The organism is Sphaerisporangium sp. NPDC005288 (genome assembly GCF_040607475.1).
In the GTDB taxonomy this organism is placed as follows: domain Bacteria; phylum Actinomycetota; class Actinomycetes; order Streptosporangiales; family Streptosporangiaceae; genus Sphaerisporangium; species Sphaerisporangium rhizosphaerae.
The window spans coordinates 66910-91591 of record NZ_JBEXGT010000004.1; the positions used below are offsets into that span (position 1 = coordinate 66910).

The 24682-nt window shown below is 72.7% G+C and carries 19 protein-coding genes; 8 read left to right on the top strand and 11 right to left on the bottom strand.

Annotated elements, in window-relative coordinates; translation table 11 throughout:
• Positions 1-77 precede the first annotated feature (77 nt).
• On the top strand, positions 78-1574 hold the full coding sequence (locus ABZU32_RS05470; RefSeq protein ID WP_354917500.1) for a hypothetical protein: 1497 nt from the start codon (positions 78-80) through the stop codon (positions 1572-1574).
• Between the two features lie 15 nt (positions 1575-1589).
• Here ABZU32_RS05470 and ABZU32_RS05475 read toward each other — a convergent pair whose 3' ends face one another.
• Positions 1590-3254, bottom strand: a complete 1665-nt coding sequence (locus tag ABZU32_RS05475; protein ID WP_354917503.1) for a hypothetical protein — start codon at positions 3252-3254, stop codon at positions 1590-1592.
• 521 nt (positions 3255-3775) lie between these two features.
• Here ABZU32_RS05475 and leuS point away from each other — a divergent pair.
• Positions 3776-6241 (top strand): leucine--tRNA ligase, encoded by a 2466-nt coding sequence (leuS, locus tag ABZU32_RS05480; RefSeq protein WP_354917506.1) that lies wholly within the window; start codon positions 3776-3778, stop codon positions 6239-6241.
• Between the two features lie 108 nt (positions 6242-6349).
• On the opposite strand, the gene lexA is transcribed toward leuS, so the two are convergent.
• Positions 6350-7066 (bottom strand): transcriptional repressor LexA, encoded by a 717-nt coding sequence (gene lexA / locus ABZU32_RS05485; RefSeq protein ID WP_354850023.1) that lies wholly within the window; start codon positions 7064-7066, stop codon positions 6350-6352.
• Positions 7067-7704: 638 nt separating this feature from the next.
• On the opposite strand from lexA, the gene nrdR reads away from it, so the two are divergent.
• From nrdR to ABZU32_RS05500, 3 genes are all read left to right on the top strand, one after another.
• Entirely contained in the window at positions 7705-8166 is a 462-nt protein-coding gene (gene nrdR / locus ABZU32_RS05490; protein WP_354849823.1) for a transcriptional regulator NrdR, read from the top strand.
• A 122-nt stretch (positions 8167-8288) separates the two neighbouring features.
• Positions 8289-11147: a vitamin B12-dependent ribonucleotide reductase gene (locus ABZU32_RS05495; protein WP_354917509.1), complete on the top strand. Its 2859-nt coding sequence runs from the start codon at positions 8289-8291 to the stop codon at positions 11145-11147.
• Positions 11148-11276: 129 nt separating this feature from the next.
• Complete coding sequence (locus ABZU32_RS05500; RefSeq protein ID WP_354917512.1) at positions 11277-12209, top strand: diacylglycerol kinase family protein; 933 nt, start codon at positions 11277-11279, stop codon at positions 12207-12209.
• Positions 12210-12258: 49 nt separating this feature from the next.
• On the opposite strand, the gene ABZU32_RS05505 is transcribed toward ABZU32_RS05500, so the two are convergent.
• The 4 genes from ABZU32_RS05505 to ABZU32_RS05520 are packed head-to-tail and all read right to left on the bottom strand — an operon-like array spanning position 12259 to position 16866.
• Positions 12259-13869: an ABC transporter permease gene (locus ABZU32_RS05505; RefSeq protein ID WP_354917515.1), complete on the bottom strand. Its 1611-nt coding sequence runs from the start codon at positions 13867-13869 to the stop codon at positions 12259-12261.
• A complete protein-coding gene (locus ABZU32_RS05510) occupies positions 13866-14786 on the bottom strand; it encodes an ABC transporter ATP-binding protein (RefSeq protein WP_354917518.1) in 921 nt (306 codons plus the stop codon). Before ABZU32_RS05510 ends, ABZU32_RS05505 begins: the two co-directional genes overlap by 4 nt.
• Positions 14779-15474, bottom strand: coding sequence for a helix-turn-helix domain-containing protein (locus ABZU32_RS05515; protein WP_354917521.1), 696 nt, complete (start codon positions 15472-15474; stop codon positions 14779-14781). The genes ABZU32_RS05510 and ABZU32_RS05515 overlap by 8 nt, the downstream gene beginning before the upstream one ends.
• Before the next feature lie 48 nt (positions 15475-15522).
• The gene (locus ABZU32_RS05520) at positions 15523-16866 is read right to left on the bottom strand and encodes an amino acid permease (RefSeq protein WP_354917524.1); all 1344 of its coding nucleotides are present in this window, start codon (positions 16864-16866) and stop codon (positions 15523-15525) included.
• A gap of 198 nt (positions 16867-17064) precedes the next feature.
• Here ABZU32_RS05520 and ABZU32_RS05525 point away from each other — a divergent pair, with 198 nt between their 5' ends.
• Positions 17065-17538, top strand: a complete 474-nt coding sequence (locus ABZU32_RS05525; protein WP_354917527.1) for an Lrp/AsnC family transcriptional regulator — start codon at positions 17065-17067, stop codon at positions 17536-17538.
• A gap of 10 nt (positions 17539-17548) precedes the next feature.
• On the opposite strand, the gene ABZU32_RS05530 is transcribed toward ABZU32_RS05525, so the two are convergent.
• A complete protein-coding gene (locus ABZU32_RS05530) occupies positions 17549-18916 on the bottom strand; it encodes an MFS transporter (protein WP_354917530.1) in 1368 nt (455 codons plus the stop codon).
• A gap of 79 nt (positions 18917-18995) precedes the next feature.
• Here ABZU32_RS05530 and ABZU32_RS05535 point away from each other — a divergent pair, with 79 nt between their 5' ends.
• Together ABZU32_RS05535 and ABZU32_RS05540 are read left to right on the top strand one after the other, a co-directional pair.
• Positions 18996-19514 (top strand): helix-turn-helix domain-containing protein, encoded by a 519-nt coding sequence (locus ABZU32_RS05535; RefSeq protein WP_354917533.1) that lies wholly within the window; start codon positions 18996-18998, stop codon positions 19512-19514.
• 260 nt (positions 19515-19774) lie between these two features.
• The gene (locus ABZU32_RS05540) at positions 19775-20575 is read left to right on the top strand and encodes an MBL fold metallo-hydrolase (protein WP_354917536.1); all 801 of its coding nucleotides are present in this window, start codon (positions 19775-19777) and stop codon (positions 20573-20575) included.
• 15 nt (positions 20576-20590) lie between these two features.
• Here ABZU32_RS05540 and ABZU32_RS05545 read toward each other — a convergent pair whose 3' ends face one another.
• Genes ABZU32_RS05545 through ABZU32_RS05560 form a run of 4 tightly spaced genes read right to left on the bottom strand, consistent with a single transcriptional unit; the run spans position 20591 to position 24654 of the window.
• On the bottom strand, positions 20591-20863 hold the full coding sequence (locus ABZU32_RS05545) for an ester cyclase (protein WP_354917539.1): 273 nt from the start codon (positions 20861-20863) through the stop codon (positions 20591-20593).
• Entirely contained in the window at positions 20863-22944 is a 2082-nt protein-coding gene (locus tag ABZU32_RS05550) for a hypothetical protein (protein WP_354917542.1), read from the bottom strand. The genes ABZU32_RS05545 and ABZU32_RS05550 overlap by 1 nt, the downstream gene beginning before the upstream one ends.
• 10 nt (positions 22945-22954) lie before the next feature.
• On the bottom strand, positions 22955-24466 hold the full coding sequence (locus ABZU32_RS05555) for a class 1 isoprenoid biosynthesis enzyme (RefSeq protein WP_354917545.1): 1512 nt from the start codon (positions 24464-24466) through the stop codon (positions 22955-22957).
• Complete coding sequence (locus ABZU32_RS05560; RefSeq protein ID WP_354917548.1) at positions 24463-24654, bottom strand: hypothetical protein; 192 nt, start codon at positions 24652-24654, stop codon at positions 24463-24465. The genes ABZU32_RS05555 and ABZU32_RS05560 overlap by 4 nt, the downstream gene beginning before the upstream one ends.
• Between the last annotated feature and the right edge of the window lie 28 nt (positions 24655-24682).

A 24682-nucleotide genomic window follows, 5' to 3' on the forward strand; every position in this document is an offset into this window, starting at 1 on the left:
CCAAAGACGCCGCGAAGGCGTGAAACACCGCACCATTACTCAGGACGGGGCAAGAGCCAACTATCTATGATTTTTTCGTGATCCTTGGGCTCCTGCTGCTTCTGGGCATTCCAACGGCGCTCGCCTGCGGCTCCATCGTGCTCGCGGCGCAGTCGGCTCCACCCGGCCGGCACACCCGCGTAGACCGGAGCTACCTGCTCTGGGGAGCGGCCCTGTCGGCGGCCGGTGGCACGGTGATGGCCCTGGGGGCGTGGTCCACGCACGAGGACACGATCTATGACGACTTCGGGTTGGCCATGTTCGCCGCGGCGGTCATCATGGGCGGTGCATTGTTCGTCCTCGGTCTGGGACCGTTCATCTCGTGGCTGCTCGGTATCCTCGGGCGCTGGTCGGCGCGGCTGCCCGCGCCGATTCGGCCGGCGGCCCACGACCTGGCCGGTCATCGCGCCAGAACCGGTCCGGCGGTCGCCGTGATCATCATCGCGACGGCCTTCGCGACTACATTCATGATCGCCGCGGCCGCCGAGAACGCCCAGGGCCGGGCGTGGTACGAGCCGAGTGGCCGGCCGGGCGCCCTCCTGGTGCCGCTGCGCGCGGACCAAGATCCGGCGAACGTGCGAACGGCCGTCCAGCAGGAGTTGCCCGGAGTGCCGATCACGCAGGTCGATCGCCCGCTGGAGCGCGGCGACCTCCGTGGTGACAGCGGCACCGTCGAGCCGATCGTCGATGTGGCGCAGGGCCGGACCGGCCATCCCGACACCTTCATCGGTGACCTGGACACCCTCATCGGTGACCAGGCACTGCTCCGCTATCTGACGGGAGACCCCTCGACACCCTACGACGCGAATTCGGCCGTACTCGTCACCGCGCACGAGGTGGCTGTCGACCGGCTGTCGGTCAGGTTCACCTCCTTCGGCACCGACACCTCGAAGGACATGACCATTCCGGCGATCGTCGTCAGAGCCCCCGACCCGCGGGTGGAGAACGTCTTCCTGCCGGCGGAAGCCGTTCGAGCCCTCGGCTATGACCTGGAGCCGGACGAACTGATCATCGACCCCACACACCACCGGGTCTCGCCGGTGGAACAGGAGCGGCTCGACCGTCGGCTGAGCGGCGCCGAGCCCACCCATCTCGAGCGGGGATTCCAGCCATCGAACGCCTGGCGGGTCTTCGCCTTGGCGGGGATCCTCGCCGCCCTCGGGGGCGCGCTCGCCACGACCGCCACCGGCCCCCGGGCGAGACGCGTGCGGCTGCGCATCAGCGCCGGCTCCCGGACGACCCTGAGGCTGCTCATCGCGAGCCACGCGGCGCTCGGCGCGGCCTTCGGCGCGGTGCTGGGCGCCGCCGCCGGGTGCGTCATCGGCCTGCTCCTGGCGTGGCCGATGACGGGCGACTCCGACTGGGAGGCGGAGCCACGGGTGGGCTTCGACACGCCATGGCTCATGATCGCCGCGTTGGTGGCCGGGTTGCCCCTCCTCGCCGCGGCCGTCGCCGGTCTCTTCCGACCTGGCACACCCCCATCTGCCGCACCCGCGCGTCCGGGCGACTCACCCGGGGAACCGTCGTCGGTGTGACGCCCGGCTTCGCCGTCAGGAGGCCGGCCTGATCGAGGAGAACACGGTGTTGACGTCGGGCAGCAGTGCCTTCTTGCCGTCCGGCACCGCCATGTAGACGATCACCGGCAGATCGGTCCCCGTGCTCACCGCGGCGACGACCAGCGTCGTCTTGGCGTCGCCCGCCATGACCTGGTAGGCGGCCAGGCGCGCGGGGTGCCCGCCGGCGGCGACCTTCTGCTCGGCGGTCTTGACGATCTTGTTGCCCGCCGGGAAGAACTTGTTGCGCGCGGCGAAGGCCACCGAACTGATCACCGGGGCCAGGTCGTCCGGCTTGGCCGCGTCGTACTTCGAGGCCAGGGCCGCGGGAAGCCGCCCCGTCATGACGTGCGCGAACTGCGGCTTGCCCGCCGGGTCCGTGCCCGCGGCGACGTACTGGCGCGTGGTATAGCCGTAGGTCTCCTGGACGTGCTGGGAGCGAAGATCCAGCCGCCACGGCCCGCCGAGGCGCACGACGCTGAGGCCGGCGGCCTTGTCGGTGAGGATGCCCGCGCGGGGCGAGGCCTGGCCGCGGTACCTGGGCAGCCGGCCGATCGACTGCGGCTTGGTGGTGCCGGTGCCCCCCTTGCCGGAGGTGGAGGCCTTGGCCGTGCTCTTGGGGGAGGGATCGCCGGAGGCGGTGGAGCCGTTCCCGCCCGAGCCGCTCAGCGGGCCCACCAGGAACGCCCACAGCAGGGCCGCCACCAGGGCGACCAGGACCGAGGCGACCAGCGCCGGCAGCCATACGCGCCTGCCGTTGCCGGCCTCGTCGTCGCCCTCCTCGCCCATCGCGTCGTAGTTCTCGCCGAAGACGGTGTTCCACAGCTCCTGCTGGCGCTCTGGGGGAGGGGTCTTGGGCCCGCTGATCTGCCCGGCGGTGACGAACGGCTTGTAGGGGTCGGCGGGGTCGTCCGGGGCGGCGTGACGACGTCCCGGCGGGGCCTCGGGCGCGGCCGGGCCGGGCACCCGCATGGTGGTCTCGGTGCCGGCCGGGACGTACGCGCCCGTCGGCGCCTGGAGCGGGCCGGTCACGGGCGGGGCCTGGCGGCCGGGCGCCTGCTGGGGACCGGACGGCGAGGGGGCGTACCCCTGCGGGCCGGTGGGCGAAGGCGTGTACCGCTGGTCGCCGGCGGGGGCGTAGGCCTGCGGACCGGCGGCCGCCTGCCGCTGAGGCCCGGAAGCGGAGCCGGGGTGCGGGGTGTGCGGCTGCTGCGGGCCGGTCGAGGGGCCGTGCGGCAGGGGCCCGGTCGGCTGCGGGGTGTACTGCGGCCCGGTGGGCTGGGGGGTGTACTGCGGCCCGGTCGGCTGGGGGGTGTACTGCGGCCCGGTCGGCTGGGGGGTGTACTGCGGCCCGGTCGGCTGGGAAGTGTACTGCTGCGGCGCGCCGGGCTGCGGGGTGTACTGCTGCGGCCCCGTGGGCTGAGAGGTGTACTGCGGTCCGGTGGACTGGGGGTTGTACTGCTGGGGCCCGGTGGGCTGGGGGGAGAACGGCGGGTCGGCGAGCGGCGGCGGAGGCGGGAAGGCCGTCTGCGTGGCGGTGTCGCGAGGGGCGGGGGCGCCGTACTGATGCCCCTCTCCGGGCGAGAGGGGGTCGGCGGCGCGGCCGCCGTAGGGCGCCGGGTCGAACACCGAGGGCGATGGGGGAGGGGGAGGAGGCGGCATCTCCGGCCACGCTGGGGGTCGCGTGGACCGGCTGGACTGCTCAGGAGCCATTGCTGGCGAACCTCCCGACATCATGCCCGGATTGGGGGTGCTCGGCATGATCTCATGCGGAGCGGGGGTCTCCGCAGGAGAATCCGAGAAAGCTCCCCTGAACTGCAGGCCTGTCGGGTCGGTCGGAGGGTCCTGCATCGGCAGGCTCTCTTCCGCGACATTGGGGCCACGTGCCGGTTCATACGAGTTCGCCACGCGAAAAGGGTAAACTAAAGGGACATATGAGGTCACAACGGATCTATCACCTTTGGTCCGCCGCCTGCCCGTTTTCCCGGGGTTATCAGGGGTGCCGCCGGAAGGCCATGAAGACCGATTGCCCGCTGCGCTACCCTTGAGCTATGCGTGGCAGGACCCTGCTTCTTAGCGGGCCGCGCCGACCGAGCTGAGACACCGGTCGACGCGGCTGCCCCTCGTGCCCACGAGGGGTTTCTTTTTGGTCCAGCCATCCGCGCTGAGTCGATCCGAGGGACATGGCCGTGAGTGACGAGCAGTACGATCCGCAGGCGCTGCAGGAGAAGTGGCAGGCCCGGTGGGAGGAACTGGACGCCTTCCGCGCGAACGAGGACGCCGACGACGTGCGTCCGCGCAAGTACCTGCTCGACATGTTCCCCTACCCCTCCGGCGACCTCCACATGGGGCACGGCGAGGTCTTCGCCATCGCCGACGTCGTCGCGCGCTACTGGCTCCAGCGCGGCGACAACGTGCTGCACCCCATCGGTTGGGACTCCTTCGGCCTGCCGGCCGAGAACGCCGCGATCAAGCGCAACGCCCACCCCGCCGAGTGGACCTACGCCAACATCGAGACCCAGGCCACCTCGTTCAAGAGGTACGGCATCTCCTTCGACTGGTCCCGGCGCCTGCACACCAGCGACCCCGAGTACTACCGCTGGAACCAGTGGCTGTTCAACCGCTTCTTCGAGCGCGGCCTGGCCTACCGCAAGGGCGGCCTGGTCAACTGGTGCCCCCAGGACCAGACGGTGCTGGCGAACGAGCAGGTCGTCGCCGGGCGCTGTGAGCGGTGCGGGGCCGACGTCGTGCGCCGCGAGCTGACCCAGTGGTACTTCAAGATCACCGAGTACGCCGACCGGCTGCTGCAGGACATGGACCAGCTGGGCGGCTGGCCCGAGCGCATCCTGACCATGCAGCGCAACTGGATCGGCCGCTCCGAGGGCGCCGACGTCCGGTTCGCCATCGAGGGCCGCGACGAGCCGGTCACGGTCTACACCACCCGTCCCGACACCCTGTACGGCGCGACGTTCTTCGTGGTCGCCGCCGACGCGCCGCTGGCCGAGGAACTGTGCGACCCCGAGCGGCTGCCGGAGCTCACGGCCTACCGCTCCCAGGTCGCCAAGCTGACCGACATCGAGCGCCTGGCCACCGACAAGGAGAAGACCGGCGTCTTCCTGGGCCGCTACGCCGTCAACCCCGTCAACGGCGAGCGCCTGCCGGTGTGGGCCGCCGACTACGTGCTGTCCGGCTACGGCCACGGCGCGATCATGGCGGTGCCCGCCCACGACCAGCGCGACCTGGACTTCGCGCTGAAGTTCGACCTGCCCGTGCGGGTCGTCGTGCACACCGGCCTGGCCGACCCCGGGGAGACCGGCGTGGCCACCCCCGGCGAGGGCACGCTGGTCAACTCCGGGCCGCTGGACGGCCTGTCCAAGACCGAGGCCATCGCCCGCATCATCGAGGTGCTGGACGAGCGCGACGCCGGGCGCGCGGCGGTGAACTATCGCCTGCGCGACTGGCTGCTGTCGCGCCAGCGCTTCTGGGGCACGCCGATCCCGATCATCCACTGCCCCGACTGCGGCGAGGTGCCCGTCCCGGACGAGCAGCTGCCGGTCACGCTGCCCGACCTGCGCGGCGAGGCGCTGGCCCCCAAGGGGGTCTCGCCGCTGGCGAGCGCCACCGAGTGGGTCAACGTCGAGTGCCCCAAGTGCGGCGGCCCCGCCCAGCGCGACACCGACACGATGGACACCTTCGTCGACTCCTCCTGGTACTACCTGCGCTACTGCTCGCCGCACTACGAGGACGGGCCGTTCGACGTCGAGCAGGTGCGCCGCTGGGGGCCGATCGACCAGTACGTCGGCGGCTCCGAGCACGCCGTGCTGCACCTGCTGTACTCCCGGTTCTTCACCAAGGTCCTGCACGACATGGGCATGGTCGACTTCACCGAGCCGTTCGTGCGCCTGCTGAACCAGGGCGAGGTCATCAACCAGGGCAAGGGCATGTCCAAGTCCCTGGGCAACGGCGTCGACCTGGGCGAGCAGATCGACAACTTCGGCGTGGACGCGGTCCGTCTGACGATGCTGTTCGCCGGTCCCCCGGAGGACGACATCGACTGGGCGGCCGTCTCGCCGGGCGCCTCGCAGAAGTTCCTGGCCCGGGCGTTCCGCGTCATGGCCGAGGCCGGCGCGGCCTCCGCGCCGGGCGTGGACCCCGCCGCCGGCGACCTGGAGCTGCGCAAGGTCACCCACCGCGCCATCGACGAGGTCACCCGGCTGATCGAGTCCTACCACTTCAACGTGGCCATCGCCCGCATGATGGAACTGACCACCGCCGCGCGCCGGGCCATCGACGCGGGCCCCGGCGCGGCCGACCCCGCCGTGCGGGAGGCCGCAGAGGCGCTGGCCGTCATGCTGTCGCTGGTCACGCCGTACGTGGCCGAGGAGGGCTGGGAGCGGCTGGGCCACGGCCCGACGATCGTCCGCGGCGGCTGGCCGGTCGCCGACCCCGCCCTGCTGGTGCGCGAGTCGGTCACCTGCGTCGTGCAGGTCGCGGGCAAGGTCAGAGACCGCCTGGAGGTCGCGCCGACGATCTCCGAGGCCGATCTGCAGGAGCTGGCGCTCGCCTCGGAGAAGGTGCGGGCCTACCTCGACGGCGCGCCGCGCAAGGTGATCGTGCGGGCGCCCAAGCTCGTCAACATCGTTCCCTGACCCGCCGGGCGTGCACCGGCCGGGCCGGCATGCGAAACGCCTGAGCGCTCACCGGAAGAGGTGAGCGCTCGGGCGTGGACGGGGAATCGCGAGAGGCGGGGGCGGCGGTCAGAGCTTGCGCAGGACCGCGACGACCTTGCCCAGGACGGTCGCCTCGTCACCGGGGATGGGGTCGTAGTTGGCGTTGTGCGGCACCAGCCAGACGTGGCCGTCCTTGCGCTTGAAGGTCTTCACCGTGGCCTCGCCGTCGATCATGGCGGCGACGATGTCGCCGTTGTCGGCCACCGGCTGCTGGCGCACGACCACCCAGTCGCCGTCGGCGATGGCGACGTCGATCATCGAGTCTCCGGCGACCTGGAGCAGGAACAGCGTGCCCTCGCCGACGAGCTGCTTGGGCAGGGCGAAGACGTCCTCGACCCGCTCTTCGGCAAGGATGGGGCCACCGGCGGCGATGCGGCCGACCAGGGGGACGAACGCGGCCGTCGGGCGGGTCACGAGCTGTTCGTCCTCGCCGGGCGCGACGGGGTCGACCCACAGCGCCGGCTCGCCGGGCAGGCGGACCTCCAGTGCGCGGGGACGGTGCGGGTCACGGCGGAGATAGCCCTTGCGCTGCAGTGCGGTCAACTGGTGGGACACACTGGAGGTGCTGGTGAGCTGGACGGCCTCGCCGATCTCGCGCATGGACGGCGGATACCCGCGCTGCTGGACCGAGTCACGGATCACCTCGAGGATCTTGCGTTGCCGCGGGGTGAGACCAAGGGAGTCACGCCTGCGCACCGCCAGATCGCTGACGACCGTGCCGATCTCTTGCTGCTCGCTCACAATGTCCTCCTCGCCGGACGCCCCAAGGACGCCCTCTGACGCCAAACCGCCCGGCCGGCTCCCCATCCGTATTGCTCGTGTCGCACACAGCGACAATAACCCTGTTCAAGATCGTCATCAAACAGTTGTTCGAGAGTCGCCCATTCGGTGAACCGTCCGGTGAACGACATCGTACGGGAGTTCGATCGATATCGTGTTCGACTCACGCGATCTTATGCCGGAGGGGCGCCGAAGTCGATCAACCGTGGCGGCGGTGCCAGGGTGACCGCTGATGCCCTGGTTGCGGACGAGGGGGCGCGCCCCGCGACACGCCGGTTCCACCGCCGTTCGCCCTGATGGCGGGCCCGATCGCGGCGCACCGGCGGTTCCGACTTGCGTTCATGGTGCGTCACTCCTACGGTTGGACCACAACATCTAGTAGTTACACCGATGTGGTTCACCATAGGTTGTGTTTCCGTCGGCGCGCTGAAGGCAGGCCGCAGTGCGTGCGCGAGCTTATTCGCATGCGCGCGCGAAGGCCTCTCGCGCGTCCCGCGAATGCGCAAACATAGGGCGGCTTTTACCGGGACGCGCGTCCCGGGCTCCCGCGATTTCGGGGGCGGTGCTCCTGTGACCGGTGGGGGCCGAGAAAAGGAGGCGACATGCATTGTCCATTCTGTCGTCATCCGGACACCAGGGTCATCGACAGCCGTTCCACCGAGGACGGCGCGGCGATCCGCCGGCGGCGCACCTGCCCTGAGTGCGGGCGCCGGTTCACCACGCAGGAGACGGTGTTGCTGATGGTGGGCAAACGCAGCGGCGTGACCGAGCCCTTCTCGCGGGACAAGGTGATCGCCGGCGTCCGCCGGGCCTGCCAGGGGCGGCCCGTCAGCGAGGACTCGCTGGCGCAGCTCGGCCAGCGCGTCGAAGAGAGCATCCGGGCCACCGGCTCCGCCGAGATCCCCGCCCACCAGGTCGGGCTGGCGATCCTCGGGCCGCTGCGCGAGCTGGACGAGGTGGCCTACCTGCGTTTCGCCTCGGTCTACCGGGGCTTCGAGACGCTCGCCGACTTCGAAGAGGAGATCCAGCAGCTCAGGTCGGCGCGAGCCGCCAGAGAAGGCTGATCGCCCACCGCGGGCCCGGCGGGGCCCGACGACCAGATGTTGCCCCGGCGCCGGGGGATGCCAGCGGCGTGACGATGTGTTTCCAAGACGAGGGCTCCTCGGAGCCCCGGAAGGGGGAGAGCATGACGGAGACGGTGAGCGGCTCAGTGGGGCGCGGGGGCAAGCGGCCCCACAAGGGCCTGAAGATCAAGCGCGTCTACACCACTCCCGGCGTGCATCCGTACGACCAGGTGCGCTGGGAGCGCCGCGACGTCGTCATGACCAACTGGCGGGACGGCTCGATCAACTTCGAGCAGCGGGGCGTCGAGTTCCCCGACTCCTGGTCGGTCAACGCGGCCAACATCGTCACCACCAAGTACTTCCGCGGCGCCGTCGGCACCCCGCAGCGCGAGACGAGCCTGCGGCAGCTCGTCGACCGCGTCGTCGGGGTCTACACCCGCACCGGCCGCGAGAACGGCTACTTCGCCTCCGACGAGGACGCCGAGATCTTCGACCACGAGCTCAAGCACGCCCTGATCCACCAGGTGTTCAGCTTCAACTCCCCTGTCTGGTTCAACGTCGGCACCGCCTCTCCGCAGCAGGTGTCGGCTTGTTTCATCCTGTCGGTCGACGACCAGATGGAGTCGATCCTGGAGTGGTACAAGGAGGAGGGGGTGATCTTCAAGGGCGGGTCCGGCTCGGGGGTCAACCTCTCCCGCATCCGCTCCAGCAAGGAGCTGCTGTCCAGCGGCGGCACGGCCAGCGGCCCGGTGTCGTTCATGCGCGGCGCCGACGCCTCGGCGGGCACCATCAAGTCCGGCGGCGCGACCCGCCGGGCGGCCAAGATGGTCGTGCTGGACGTCGACCACCCCGACATCGAGGAGTTCATCGAGACCAAGGCGCGCGAGGAGGACAAGATCCGCGCGCTGCGCGACGCCGGCTTCGACATGGACCTCGGCGGCAAGGACATCGTCTCGGTCCAGTACCAGAACGCCAACAACTCCGTCCGGGTCTCCGACGAGTTCATGCGCTCCGTCGAGGCGGGCGGCCGGTTCGGGCTGCGGGCCCGGCTGAGCGGCGAGGTCATCGAGGAGATCGACGCCAAGGGGCTGTTCCGCAAGATGGCCCAGGCCGCCTGGGAGTGCGCCGACCCGGGCGTGCAGTACGACGACACCATCAACGACTGGCACACCTGTCCCGAGACCGGCCGCATCACCGCCTCCAACCCCTGCTCGGAGTACGTCCACCTGGACAACTCCTCGTGCAACCTGGCCAGCATCAACCTGCTGAAGTTCCTGCGCGAGGACGACACCTTCGACGTCGACCGGTTCGTCAAGCTGACCGAGCTGATCATCACGGCGATGGACATCTCGATCACCTTCGCCGACTTCCCGACCGAGAAGATCGCCGAGACCACGCGGGCCTACCGCCAGCTCGGCATCGGCTACGCCAACCTCGGCGCGCTGCTGATGGCCACCGGCCACGCCTACGACTCCGAGGGCGGCCGGGCGGTCGCCGGGGCCATCACCAGCCTGATGACCGGCGCGTCCTACCGCCGCAGCGCCGAGCTGGCCGCGATCGTCGGCCCCTACGACGGCTACCAGCGCAACGCCGAGCCGCACAAGCGGGTCATGCGCAAGCACGCCGCCGCGAGCGACGCGCTGCGCGCCATGGACGTCCTCGACCGGCCGATCCTCGCCGAGGCGACCAAGCAGTGGCAGGAGTGCCTGCGCCTGGGCGAGAAGAACGGCTACCGCAACGCCCAGGCGTCGCTGCTCGCCCCGACCGGCACCATCGGCCTGATGATGGACTGCGACACCACCGGCATCGAGCCGGACCTGGCGCTGGTGAAGTTCAAGAAGCTCGTCGGCGGCGGCTCGATGCAGATCGTCAACCAGACCATCCCGCGCGCGCTCAAGCAGCTCGGCTACCAGCCCGAGCAGGCCGAGGCCATCGTCGAGTACATCGCCGAGCACGGCCACGTCATGGACGCCCCCGGGCTCAAGCCCGAGCACTACGAGGTGTTCGACTGCGCCATGGGCGAGCGGGCCATCGCCCCCATGGGGCACGTCCGCATGATGGCGGCCACCCAGCCGTTCCTGTCGGGCGCGATCTCCAAGACCGTCAACCTGCCCGAGTCGGCCACGGTCGAGGACATCGAGCAGGTCTACCTGGAGGGCTGGAGGCTCGGCCTGAAGGCCCTGGCGGTCTACCGGGACAACTGCAAGGTCGGCCAGCCGCTGTCGATCGCCAAGAAGGCCGACGAGAAGGTCACCGAGAAGGCCGCCGAGCCGGTCGTGCAGATCATCGAGGTGCCCAAGCCCAAGCGCCGCCGTCTGCCCAACCAGCGGCCGAGCAGCACCACCCGCTTCACGGTCGGCGGCGCCAAGGGCTACATGACCGCCTCGTCCTACCCCGACGACGGCCTCGGCGAGGTCTTCCTGAAGATGTCCAAGCAGGGCTCGACCCTCGCGGGCGTCATGGACGCCTTCTCGGTGGCGATCTCGGTGGGCCTGCAGTACGGGGTCCCGCTGGACACCTATGTCAGCAAGTTCATCAACATGCGCTTCGAGCCGGCGGGCATGACCGACGACCCGGACGTGCGCATGGCCGCCTCGGTGGTCGACTACATCTTCCGCCGCCTGGCGCTGGACCACCTGCCCTACGAGGAGCGGGCGGCCCTCGGGGTGTTCTCGGCGGCCGAGCGCGCGGCGCAGCAGCGCGGCGAGGACCCGGCCGCGGTCCAGGAGGTCATCATCGACACCGCCGCGCTCGCGCAGTCGGCGCCGATCGAGGACAGGCCGGAGGCCGCCGGGCCGGTGGCCGAGGCGGCGCAGGCGCCCGTGGCTCCGGCGAGCCGGGCCAACGGCACGGCGGCGCTCGAAAGCCACCAGGGCCGCACGGCGGACGCGCCGCTGTGCCTCACCTGCGGCACCAACATGCGCCCGGCCGGAAGCTGCTACGTCTGCGAGGGCTGCGGCAGCACCAGCGGCTGCAGCTGACCGGGTCGTGACGCCGGTGGGCGGCCGTAGAGCCGCCCACCGGTGTGCACCAGGGAACCCCGGCCCGTACCGGCTCCCCTCCCGGGTGTCCGGCGGGCATAAGCCGCCCCTGGTGGGTAGTCGGAAACCATGTCTCCAACGGTCGCGGTCATCGCTCATCGGAAGAAGACGCTCGGTGCGGGCCTGGACCGGCTCCGCGTGCTCATCACCGAGCAGGACGTCGGCGAGTTGCTCTGGTACGAGGTGCCCAAGAGCAAGAAGGCGCCCAAGAAGGTGCGCAAGGCCCTGAAGGAAGGGGCCGATCTGGTGTTCGTGTGGGGCGGCGACGGCATGGTGCAGCGCTGCGCCGACGTGATGGCCGGGTCGGAGGTGCCGATGGCGATCCTGCCCGCCGGGACGGGCAATCTGTTCGCCACCGAGATGGGCATCCCGATCGACCTGGAGGAGGCCGTGCGCATCGGCTTCCACGGCGAGCACCGGAAGCTGGACCTCGGCGTGCTCAACGGTGAGCACTTCGCGGTCATGGCGGGCGCCGGGTTCGAGGCCAAGATCATGGCCGACTCCGACCGGGACGCCAAGGGCCGGCTCGGCCGCCTGGCCTACATCAGCGCCGCCGTGCGGCACGTCGGCGGGCCGCTGGTGCCGATGACCATCAAGATCGACGGCACGACGTGGTTCGAGGGCGACGCGAGCTGCCTGCTGCTCGGCAACGTCGGCACGATCACCGGCGGCATCGAGGCGTTCGACGACGCCCGTCCCGACGACGGATGGCTGGAGGTGGGCGTCTCCACCGCCAAGGGGCCGATCCAGTGGGCGCGGGTGCTCGGCCAGATGACCGCCGGCCGCTCCGACGAGTCGCCCTTCGTCCGCATCACCCGGGCCAGGAAGGTCACCGCCACCTTCGGCGCCCCGCTGATGTACGAGCTGGACGGCGGCGACCGTGAGGAGGTCACCGAGCTGAAGGCTTCCATCGCGCCGGACGCGCTCACGGTCCGCGTCCCCGCCGTCCGTGAACCGGTCGGCGCCGGCGCCGGAGGCGACCAGGACGCCGCCCAGGCGTGACCGACGGCGAGAGGGCCGGAGCCGTCGCGGGCCGGCCCTCTCTGTGCGCTCAGGCGGCGGGGATGTCGCGGCGGCGCAGGGCGGCGAGGCCGGCCCCGGCCAGCACCGCTGCCACGACGGCGAGCCACAGCAGCGGCGTCACGTTCATCGGGCCCCCGGGAAGCCGCGGCAGGTGGGTGAACGGCGAGACCTCCAGCAGTCGTTTGTCCACCCGCAGGGCCGGGCCGACCAGCCCGATCAGCAGGCAGATCGCCAGCGCTCCCCAGCTGACCGCCGCGAGGCGGGGCAGCAGGCCGAACAGCAGCACCGCGACCGCGCCGAGGACCCACACCGCCGGGAGCTGCACCATGGCGGCCCCCAGCACCCGGGGCAGCTCGCGGCCGACGTCGCCGGTGTTGAGCCCGTGGGTCAGCCCCATGGCCAGCCCGGCGGCGGCCAGCGCCACGGCCGGGCCGAGCAGCGAGAAGGCCAGATGGCCGGCGGCCCACCGCACCCGGCCCACGGCGGTGCCCAGCACCGGCTCTGCCCGCCCGGAGGACTCCTCCTCGCGCGCCCTGAGCGTGGCCTGGATGGCGTACCCGGCGGCGAGCAGCCCGAACAGTGCCACCAGGCCGGAGAAGTAGCTGTCGACCAGCCCGCGGACCCCGCCGATGCGGATCATGATGTCGCTCATCGCGGGGGCGTCCCGCACCAGGTCGCCGATGCCCTCGGCCAGGTAGCCGAGCACGACGCCGAGCGCGAGGAACCCCGCGGTCCAGCCGGCCAGCAGGGAGCGGTGCAGACGCCAGGCCAGGCCGAGCGGCGAGCGCAGGCCCGCCCCCGCCGAGGCGGGGCCGAGGCGCTGGGGCAGCAGGCCGGCGCCGATGTCGCGCCGCGCCGACAGCGCGACGGCCACGGCGACCAGCAGCGCGGCGACGCCGGCCGCCAAGGCCAGAGGCCACCAGGCTTCGCCTGCGTACGGGCGCACGCGGTGCGCCCAGCCGATCGGCGACAGCCAGGAGGCCCACGTGAGCGTGCCGTCGCTGGACAGGCCGCTCAGGTCGCCGGTGACACGCAGGACGAAGGTGGCGCCGAGCAGGCCGATGGCGATGCCCCGCGCGCCGCCGGCGCCGCCGGTCAGCTGCGCGGCCACGGCGGCGACCGCGGCGTAGACCCACCCGCAGGCGGCGAAGCCCAGTCCGAGCGCCCACGACCCGGTGGCGGGCAGGCCCTGGCCGACCAGGCCGCCCGCGAGGATCGCGCCGAGGACCAGGTCGGCGGCCATGGTGACGGCCAGTGCGGCGGCCAGTCCCGCGTGCCGGCCCATCACGGTCGAGCCGAGCAGCTCGCGGCGGCCGGCCTCCTCCTCGGTGCGGGTGTGCCGGATGACGGTCAGGATGCTGAACAGCCCGATCACGATGGGAATGAAGCCCGCCCGCCAGGCGACGAGCTCGCCGAGGCTCGAACCGTGCAGCGGGCCGTACAGGGCGACGAACCCGCCGTTGTGCCCGCTGGCCGCCGCGTACGCCCGCCGCCCGGCCTCCGTCGGGAACAGGCCGTCGATGGCGGCCACGTAGGAGACCGGCACCAGGCCGACGAACAGCACCCACAGCGGGGTGAGCACCCGGTCGCGGCGCAGGATGAGGCGGATCAGCCCGCCCACGCCCGTCAGCTCTCTCATCGCGACACCTTCTCCTCGGCCGCCGCCGCGCCGGACCTGTCGTAGTGCCGCAGGAACAGCTCCTCCAGCGTCGGGGGGCGGCTGACGAGGCTTCGAACCCCGGCGGCGGCCAGCTCGCGCAGGACCGGCTCGAGGGCGGCGGCCTCGACGTCGAAGCGCACCCGGCCCTCGCCGGCGCGCAGGTCGTGCACGCCGGGCAGGGCGGCCAGCCCGTCGGCCGGGGCGGTCAGCTCGGCGTCGATGGTGGTGCGGGTGAGGTGGCGCAGCTCGTCCAGCGTCCCGGTCTCGACGGCGCGGCCGTCGCGGATGATGGTGAGCCGGTCGCACAGCGCCTCGACCTCGGCCAGGATGTGGCTGGACAGCAGCACGGTGCGGTCGCCCCGGCGCTTCTCCTCGCGGATGGCGTCCCGGAACACCTCCTCCATCAGCGGGTCGAGCCCGGAGGTCGGCTCGTCGAGCAGCAGCAGCTCCACGTCGGAGGCCAGCGCGGCGACCAGGGCGACCTTCTGCCGGTTGCCCTTGGAGTAGGCGCGCCCCTTCTTGCGGGGATCTAGGTCGAAGCGCTCCAGCAGCTCGGCCCGGCGCTGCTTGTTCAGCCCGCCGCGCATGCGGCCGAGCAGGTCGATGACCTCGCCGCCGGACAGCTGGGGCCACAGCGTGACGTCCCCCGGCACGTAGGCCAGCCTGCGGTGCAACTCGGTCGCCTCGGCCCACGGGTCGCCCCCGAGCAGCAGCGCGGTGCCCGCGTCCGCGCGCATCATACCGAGCAGGACGCGGAGCGTGGTGCTCTTCCCCGCGCCGTTCGGCCCGAGGAAGCCGTGCACCTCACCGGTGCGGACGGTGAGGTCGAGGCCGTCCAGCGCCCGCGTCGGCCCTAAGGTCTTGACGAGCCCGGACGCCGAGATGGCGTCAGTCATCGTGGTGCTCCTCATCTCGGCCGGGCGCGCCTTCGCGCTCGGCTGGGGTGGCCCGGAGGGGAGTGCGGTCGAGGGCGTCGTTGTAGACGGCGGCCTCCTCCGGGCTGATCAGGGGGTGCGAATAGATGTCGACCATGGCCAGGGAGAGCAGCCGGTCGCCTTCCGGGCTGAACATGTCCACGCCCATCCCCCGGGAGACGTGCTCGTAGAGGACGGGGATCGCCAGCGCCATCGCGGTGCCGAGCGTGGCCCGGACCTTGCGGTCGACCTTGGGAGGGTCGGGCCGTCTGGCGTCGAGCTCGGCGAGCCATTCCTCCGACAGGCGGACCATCTCGTCGAACAGCGCCGCGGCGGCCCCCTCGGACAGGGCTCGGGCCATGTAGCGCTGGTAGGGCTTCAACGCGGCGCGGGAGGCGGCCACGCTGTCCATCTGGCCGCGGGAGACGTCGTCCTTGGCCAGGTCGTTGAGCCGGCGGACCATCTTGACCAGGTGGTCGTCACACGCCTCGCGCAGCCCTTGTTTGGAGCCGTAGTGGTGGCGCACCAGCCCCGGGGACACGCCCGCGTCGGCGGCGATCCCCCGGATCGTCGCCCGTTCGAGCCCGTGCTCTCCGAACTGGCGCAGCGCCGCCTCTCGGATGCGGGCCCGTGCGGTCAGGTCGTCATAATTCGGCCCGGTCGCCGTCACGCCTGCTCCTATCTCTCGGTGCAGTTTCCTATTCGCTTGTGCATGAGACTACACACGTGTATAGCCGGTCGTCCATCGCCCCCCTGGCCGGGTCAGCGCCGCGACGGCCGCCAGGCAGGCCGGGACCGCGAGGTAGGCGCCACAGGACAGCAGGACGACGACGGTGAACACCGTCGCGACCGCCGCCGTCCACCGTCCGCGGCCGCTCAGCAGGCGGGTCGCGGCGGCGCAGCCCGCGAAGGTCACCGCCGCCAGGCACGCGGAGGTGACGCGCATGAGCGTGTCCAGGTCCAGCGCGAAGGCCACGCTGATCGCCACCGACCCCGACGTCAGGACGGCGGGCAGCGCGAGGCCGCGGCCGGCCGCCGCGCCCGCCGCCAGACGCCGCGGCAGCGCGCCCTCCCGGGCCAGCGTCACGCCGAGCCGGGCCGCGCCCGCGATGTAGGTGTTGACGGCCCCGAAGGACAGCAGGACGGCCGCCGCCGCGGCCGCCGGGCCCGCGGCGGGGCCGAGGCCGTGCCCGAGCAACGCCGCGAGCGGCACGGCGGCCGTGGCCGCCCCGGCGCCCAGCACGCCCACCGTCGTCACGGCCAGGGCCAGGTACAGCGCGCCCGCGACGAGGAGCGTGAGCGCCGTGGCGCGGGGAAGGTCGCGGCGCGGGTCGGCGAAGTCGCCGGACAGGTGGCTCGCCGCCTCCCAGCCCACGAAGGCGAAGAACAGCACGCCCGCCGCGTGGCCGACCCCAGCCCAGCCGTGCGGGGCGAAGGGCGTGAAGCCGGCCGCGCGGATGTGCGGCGCGGCCACCAGCACCGCGACGACCAGCAGCAGCGCCAGCAGGCAGGTGAGGACCAGTTGCAGCCGTCCCGACACCCGTAGCCCCGCGTGGTTGGCGGCGAACGCGGCCGTCAGCAGCATGACCGCGACCGCGGGCGTGCCGCCGGAGCCGAGGCCGAGCACCTCCCCGACGTACTGCGCGCCGATGAGGGCGCCGGCCAGCACGCCGATCGGGATGGAGAAGTAGAACCACCAGCCCACGACGACGGAGGCCGCCGGGCCGAACGCGCGCGCGGCGAACGCCGCCACGCCTCCGCCGCCGGGGAAGCGCGCGCCGAGCACGGCGAAGGTGAGGGCGACGGGCACGCTGAGCGCGAGCAGGCCGGCCCACGCGAGGACCGAGGCGGGGCCGGCCGCGTCGGCCGCGAGGCGCGGCAGCGCCAGGACGCCGGGCCCGAGCACGGCGCCCACCAGCAGCGCGGTGCCCTGCCCGAGGCCCAGCCGGTGCCCGCCCGCACGGGGCGCGGCGGTACGGGGTGGCGCGGCCGGAGCCGGGGGAGAGCCGGCGGGGTTTTCGCGCGTCCCAGGGCGGGAGCCGGGGGAATCGCCGGAAGCCACCCGGGGAGGGCCGGTGAGGTCACAGGCCGGCTGGCGGAAGGCGGCGGGACCGTCGCACGTCCCACGGGGTGCCTTCGTCGGAGGTCGCATGGCGGATCCCTTCAGACGGTCGGTGAACACCGTCGAAGCTAGCCATACGGCCGTTCAGCAATCCCCTCGATCGAACGTCCGGCCGGAAGTGGTGGCAGAATACCGCCCGTGGACGAACTTGATTCGGAGATAGTCCGCCTGCTCCAGGCGGACGCTCGGCAGTCCAACCGTGAGCTGGCCCGTCAGCTCGGCGTCGCCCCCTCGACCTGCCTCGAACGGGTGCGCTCGCTCACCCGGCGCGGGGTGATCCGCGGCTACCACGCCGACATCGAGCTCGGGGCGCTCAACCGGGGCGTCCAGGCGATGGTGTCGGTGCAGGTGCGCCCGCTGAGCCGCACGGTCATCACGGCGTTCAAGGAGTCGGTCGGCAGGCTGCCCGAGGTGCTCAGCGTCTTCGTGCTCTCCGGGGGCGACGACTTCCTGCTGCACGTCACGGCCCAAGATCTGGACCACCTGCACGCGTTCCTGCTCGACCGGCTGAGCAAGCGCAAGGAGATCGTGAGCTTTCGCACCTCGATGGTCTTCCAGCGCCTGCACAACACGGTCCTGAGCAGGCTTCCCGATCCGACGGCGCTCGACTGAGCGCCCGGCGTCACGCCCGGTGGGTGCGCACCAGCGCCACGGCGAGGGCGGTGACCAGCATCAGGGCGGAGCACACGGCGATGCCGATGTCGATGCCCCCGGCCGGCCCGTGCCCGCCGACGATGGCCGCGATCATCGCCACGCCCAGCGACGACCCGACGTAGCGGGCGGTGTTGTTGGCGCCCGAGCCCATGCTCACCCGGTGCTGCGGCACGCTTTCGATCGCCAGGTGGGTGAGAGCGGCGTTGACCAGGCCGCTGCCGACGCCCGACACGGCCAGGCCGAGCACGATCTTCCACCAGGACCAGCCGGTGACCAGCCCGAGCAGCATCGGCGTGCCCACGCCCGACAAGGCAAGGCCGAGCGCGAGCCTGGCCCTGGCGTGCGGGAGGAACCTGCGGGCCTGCAGGGCGGCGACGAACGACAGGCCCGACCAGATGCTGAACAGCGCGGCGCTGCCGAGTGGCGTCATGCCCCGGGTGACCTGGAGCACGGTGGGCAGGTAGCTCATCAGCCCGATCAGCGCGAAACCGGTGACGAGCGCGCCGCCGGTGGCCACCAGGAACGGCGGCCGGCGGAACAGGCCCATGTCGAGCATCGGCTCGCGGCGGCGGGTCTCGATGACGGCGAAGGCGGCCGGCAGCACGACGGCCGCGGCGAAGGCCCACAGCACGACGGGCCTGCCCCAGCCGAGCCGTCCTTCGATGACCCCGGCGATCAGCGCGGCCAGACCGAGGCTCAGCGTGACGACACCGGGGACGTCGACCCGCCGCGGCTCGGCGGCGCGCGACTCCGGCAGCGACCGGTGGGCCACCACCGCCAGCACGGCGGCGGACAGCGCGACCGTCCAGTAGACGCCGCGCCAGCTCGCCGCCGTGGCGAGCACCCCGGACACCAGCGGGCCGAGCGCGACGCCGAGCCCGAGCATCGCCCCGTAGAGGCCGGTGGCACGGACGCGGTCGTGCCCGGCGGGGAAGGCGTGCCCGATGATGCCGAGGCTGGCGGCGAGCAGGGCCGCGCTCGCGCCTCCCTGCACCAGGCGGGCCAGGACGAACACCAGCGTGGTGGGGGCGAGCGCGGCGACGACGCCCCCGGCGGCGAGCGTGGCCGTGCCGGCGACGAAGGTCCGCCTGCGTCCGTGGTCGTCGGCGATGGCCCCGGCCACCAGCAGCAGCGCGGCAAGGCCCAGGGAGACGGCGTTGAGGATCCAGGCCGGGCCGGTGGGCCCGGCGCCGAGGGCCTGGGCGGTCTCGGGCAGCGTGACCATCGGCACGGTGTAGTTCAGCAGCGCCAGCAGGGGAGCGGCGCACGCCACGGCGAGCGTCGTACGCGGCGTCTTCCCTGACCGCGGAGGCGCGGTGACGGCAGTGAGGGACACGGCGGGGGCCTTCCCATTAGTTCAATGAATGAACCGACAGTAACACGGCTCGGTTCGTTCAATGAACTAAGATGGTGGCATGGCATTGGGCAAGAACTACGACGGGCAGAACTGCGCACTGGCCAAGGCGCTGGAACTGCTCGGCGAGCGCTGGACCCTCCTGGTCGTGCGCGACGCGCTCTACGGCGTGCGCCGCTACGGCGACTTCCTCGCCCACCTGGACATCCCCCGCGCCGTGCTGTCGCAGCGGCTGCACACGCTGGTGGAGGCGGGGGTGCTGACCAAGCAGCGCTACCAGGACTCGCCCGCGCGCGAGGAGTACGTGATCACCGCCGCGGGCCGCGAGCTGTGGCCGCCGGTCTACATGCTGGGACGATGGGGCGAGCGGCACGCCGTCACCAACGAGCCGTGGCGACTGTTCTTCCACCAGCCCTGTGACGCGCCGCTCGACCGGTACGCCGCGTGCACCGCGTGCGGCGCGCACACCGAGCCCGACCAGGTCGAAGTGCGCCCCGGCCCCGGCCTGCCGAACGACCGGGAAGACCCCGTCACCGTGGCGATGCGCATCCCCCACCGCATGCTCACCCCCCTTCCCTGACCCCGCCGGTTCCGCGGCCGGGCACACCCGAACGCCCGGGGACCGTGCTCGCCGTACCCACGCAGCACCCACGCCGTACCCACGCCGTGCCCGCGAGCACGTGGAATGCCAGGACGCCCGAACCTGCGGCGCGGCGTGGGCGCGGGTCGTGCCGCGGGCGGGACCCCCTCGTGGTCCCGCGTCCGGCCGTGGGCTCGCCGCCGTCGTTCACGGCATCCCGCTCGTTAGACTGGGCCGGTCGTCGAGGGCGGAGGACGCGGATGGGGCGGTGGGTCGAGGTCGGTGACCGGGCCTGGGCGCGGCGCCATGACGAGCTCGACCTCACCCTCGGCCTGGTGGCGGGCGACCGCGCCTGCGTGGTGGTCGACACCGGCGCCGACGAGGCGCAGGGAGCGGCCTTCGCGGCGGCCGTGCGCGAGCTGACCGGCCTGCCGTGGTCGGTCGCGCTCACCCACGCCCACTTCGACCACTGTTTCGGCACGGCGGCCTTCGGAGAGTGCGTGGTCTGGGCCCACCCTGGCTGCCGCGCCGACCTGGTCGCGACGGGCGAGAGGCAGCGCTCGGCCTGGGTGGAGCACTACCGCGAGGAAGGCGACCCCGAGGCGGCCGGACGTCTGGCCGCCGCGCGCATCGTCCTTCCCGATCGCGCGGCCGGGGCGGTGACCGAGCTCGACCTGGGCGGCCGGGTGGTGCGGCTGGCGGGTCCCGGCCCCGGGCACACCGGTCACGACCTGGTGGTCCACGTGCCCGACAGCGGCGTGGTGTTCGCCGGCGACCTGGTCGAGCAGGGCGCGCCCCCGGCGTTCGACGACGCCTTCCCGCAGGCATGGCCCTCCGCGCTCGACCGGCTGCTGGAGCTCGCGCCGCGCACGGTGGTCCCCGGGCACGGCGAGCCGGTGGACGCGGCGTTCGTCGCCCGGCAGCGGGACGAGCTCGCCGAGGTCGCCCGGCTGTGCCGGGCCGTCGCCGCGGGCGAGTTGACCCGCGCCGAGGCCCTGGCCCGCTCGCCGTACCCCGAGCCCTTCACCTCCGACGCCCTCGCCCGCCCCCTCGCTCCCTGACCCGCGCTCCGGGCGCTACTCGGCTCTCGGGCGGGTCGCGAGGCTGGAGACGATGACGACCGTCGCCGGCTCGCCGGTCGGCGCGTAGTTCCCCACCCGGCCGGTGTGCGTGCCGCGGGCCGTCACCACGACCGCGACCGACCCCTTGTCGTCCTCCACCCGCTCCTGGACGGAGAACGTGGCGTCGGGGAGCGCCTCGCGGATCATGGCGGTCAGCCGCCGCACCTCCTCCGGGCCCGTGGCGCGGATGCGCACCGGGAGATTCTTCGGCGTCGCTTGCTCTGACATCACCTTTCTCCTTTCAACGCGTGCTTTCGCGTGGGCCGGCTCTCCGAGCCGCTCTCTGGGCCGGCGGCTTGACGCAGCGCGTGCACGGCCGCCGCGCCGGTGAACAGGCGGCGCCAGTCGGGCACGACGATGTCGAGGCCGAGGATCGACTCGGTCCAGGTGACGCCTCGCCACGGTTCGACGACGGCCGGCCGGGGAACGCGCAGGATGGGCTCGGCCTGCCAGCTCCCGTCCGGAAGCTGGTGCTCGGCGAGCCACCGGACGCCGCCCGCCACGGCGCGTTCGAGGGCGTCGCGGTCGTGGTGGTCGTCCCGCAGCGCGCACAGGGCCTGCACGGCGAGCGCGGTCTGAAACGCGCCGCTGCCCTCCCGGTGGCCTCCGGACCATCCGCCGTCGGCCCGCCGGCTCCACAGCAGCCATCCGGCCGCGCGGGTCAGCGTCCTGCCGGTGCCCGGCAGCTCTCGTCCGGCGGCGCACAGCGCCTGGACCGCGCGGCATGTCGTGTACAGCCCGCCCACCCACCAGTAGGCGTCCCAGTACCCCGCGGGACGCTGGCCGCGCTGCAGGAAGGTCAGCGCCGCCTCCGCCGCCGCCTTCGCCCGGTCGCCGTCGACGCGGCTCAGCAGCAGCGCCACCATCGCGGTGACGCAGGGATGTGCCGCCGTCCACCCTGGGGCGTCGTCGGTCGGCGCGCGGAACCGGACGAGCCAGGCGTCCAGGTCGTCGACCGTGGTGAAGCCGCCATCGGGGGCCTGGGAGGCGAGCAGGTGGTCCAGCGCCGGTTCCAGCAGCGCCCGGTCGACGCCGGGGCGGTCGACCAGGAACAGCAGTGCGTTCGCGGTGGAGTCGATGTCGCAGGGCCAGTGGCCGTTGTACCCCCAGGCTCCGCCGGGCGAGCGGTTCTCGACCAGCCATCGCGCGGCCGCGTCCAGGACGGGTCCACCGACGCCGGCCCGGGCCAGGTTCCAGCCGACGTAGCCGGTCGCCCAGGACGTGCTCTGCTGGGTCAGCACCAGGAAGTCGCCCCAGTGGCCGTCCGCGTACTGCTCCCCGCTCATGTGGGCGACGGCGGCGCGGACCGCCTTCTCGCTCATGTCGGCCAGGCGCGCGGCGGTCCGGGGGCGCGGGGGACCGGTGGTGTGGCCGCGTGCCGCGGCGAGGTGACGGGCGCGCGTCTCGGCGAGGTCGGAGCGGAGCCGGAGCACCTCGCCGTGCAGGCGGGCGAGCATGGCGGCCCACGAGACCGGGGGCAGGTCGGTGACGGCGGCCATCGAACGGGCGAGGTGCTCGGTCGCGGCGTCCAGGGCGCTCTCGGCGATGCCGCCGTAGTGGAAGGCGCGGGCGGCGGCGGTCAGTCGCGCTTCGCGTTCCCCGGCTCCGGGCGCGGCCGGAAGCGCTTCGGCTTGGGGCGTGGCCGGATGCGCTTCGGCTCCGGGCGTGGCCGGGAGCGCTCTGGTTCCGGGCACGCCGGGGAGCGGGCCGAACGCGGGCGTGCCGAGCGCGTCCAGCACGCGGGCGACGACCTCCGAGCGGTGGCCGCTGAGGAAGTCCCGCTTCCACCGCACGCAGTCGCGGTAGAGCACCAGGCCGGCGTAGAGGTGCGTCTGTGACTCCTGGACCGGTGGCAGGATCTCCAGGTCGCCGCCGCAGGCGGCGAAGGCCGCTGCCGTGGCGTGCGGCAGGTGGCTCCAGGCAGGGAGCACCGCGGGTTCGGGGCCGTCCGCGAGCAGCCGCCAGTACGGGTCGCCCGGCGGGATGAGCGGCTCGAGCTGCCGCCGCGCGAGTTCGTGCAGCCAGGCGCGGGCGCTCCCGCCGCCGGACGTCTCGTCTTCGCCGCGCGCGCAGGCGTCCCGCAGCGCGGAGGCCATGCCGTGCGCCCGGGCGGCCAGGCCGATGCGGCGCGCGGCCCCCAGCGTGACCGCCGGGAAGTGCTCCCACAGCAGGAAGGGGAAGTGATCGAACAGCGCCTCGGCGCCGCGGCGCCCGAAGGCGCCGGGCCGGCCCTGCTCGCGCTGCCAGGCCGACCAGAGCGCGCCGAACCTCTCGTCGGCGCGCCGCGTCTCGACCATGAGCAACGTCATCTCGGGCCCCTCAGGCGATCGACCGGGTGCGGTGGTGCCGGAAGACGGCGTCCATGGAGGGAGGCGCGGCCGCCGCCGGTTCCCCGGAGCAGTCGGAGATCAGCCGGTAGCCGAGATACCGGCCTACGGCGGGGGGCGCCCATCCCGAACTCCGTTCGGCGGGCGTCCACAGCTCTGGCGGCTCATCGAGGCCGTCGGCCAGCAATCCGTCGAGCCAGGCGTCGTGGCGCCGGAGCCAGGCCAGTTCCGCCGCCGACACGCCGAGGTGCGCTTCGAGGCCGCGTCCGGGGAAGGCGCGCAGTGAGGCGTGGACGGCCCGGCCGACGTCGTAGAGCGCCTCGCTCAGCGAGTGGACGCCCTGGCCCTCGGCCAGGATTCCCGCCTGCTCGCGCAGGATGTCATCGTCGGTGACACGGGGCTCCCTCGCGGGGGCGAGCCAGGGATACCAGGTGCGGGTGATCGGGGCGTCGGCCGCGCGCCCGCCGCTCCAGCGCATCCGGACCCCGCCTTCGGGCGCCGGTTCGACCGCGGGCTCGCCGTCCGCTTCGGCGGGCCGTGTCCCGTCGAAGCGCATCTCGCTGATCCGCCGGTGGGCGTTCCTGATCGCCCCCGACCAGCCGTCCACCTCCAGACCGGACGCGGCGGCCTGCGCCCGCGCCAGATAGCGGAGGGCGAGCGCCCGCGTCTCCTCGGCCGCGCCCGAGCGCGCGAGCAGGTCGCCGACCTCCTCCACGCTCGGCCTGGCGCCTGACTCGACGCGGTCCCGCCAGCCGGCGGACAGGAAGGCGCGCGTCAGCGGATAGGTGTACATGCGGCGTTCGTAGTCCGCGCGCCAGTCGTCCAGGTCGTCGGCCAGTTGGAAACCGATGTAGAACAGGTCGTGCGACGCCTCCAGGGTCTCGATGACCTGCTGGTTCCCGTCGAGCGCGGCGAGCGCGGCCAGGCAGCTCCTGGCGACCGCCGACTTCCCCGAGTAGATCATCTCCAGGTCGTCCGGCGGGTAGGGGGTGACCAGGTCGCGATGGCGTGCCCCCTCGGCGAGCATGGCCCGGCTGAAGTGCTCGTAGTTGCGGTCGAAGCAGGTCCAGAAGCGGCTGCCGGCGGGGAACAGCTCGTGCAGCATGCCGAGCGCCTCCCGGTACAGCGCGGTGCTCAGCAGGAGCGTCCCGGAATCGTCCGGCGATGGGCGGTCGCACAACTGGTCCAGGCACAGCACGTGATCGAAAAGGAGGGATCCGCAGGTGCACAGCGCGCGCAGCTCCGCGAGCGAGATGTTCGGGAAGGCGCCGTAGAACAGCAGCGGGTAGGTGGAGAAGCCGCGCGTGTCGACGCCGGCCGCGATGCGACGTTCCGAGGGCGGGGCGCCGGCGGCGGGCAGGCCGTCCACGCTCAGCGCTCGCCGGAGCCGGCGCGTGATCGGCCGGCGCGCGTCGTGCACCAGGACGTTGTCACCCTGCCAGCCGACGTGCGTCTCCTGCTTGACGGGCGCCGCGCCCGGGTTCGCGGGGCGGCGACCGGTCACCACTGCGCCGTGACGATCTGCGTGACCACGGTGACGACGCCGCCCGCTTCCCCTTCCGCCTCCATGCGCGACTCGAGCTCCACGAGCCCGAGGTCCTCTATCGGCAGTTCTTCGAGCGGCAGCTCGTCGAACGGCAGCTTCTCGAAGGGCAGTTCGTCGAAGGGCGTGGTCGTCTCGGGGGTGTCCATCGCGTTTCCTCCGGTCTGGTGTTCCGCT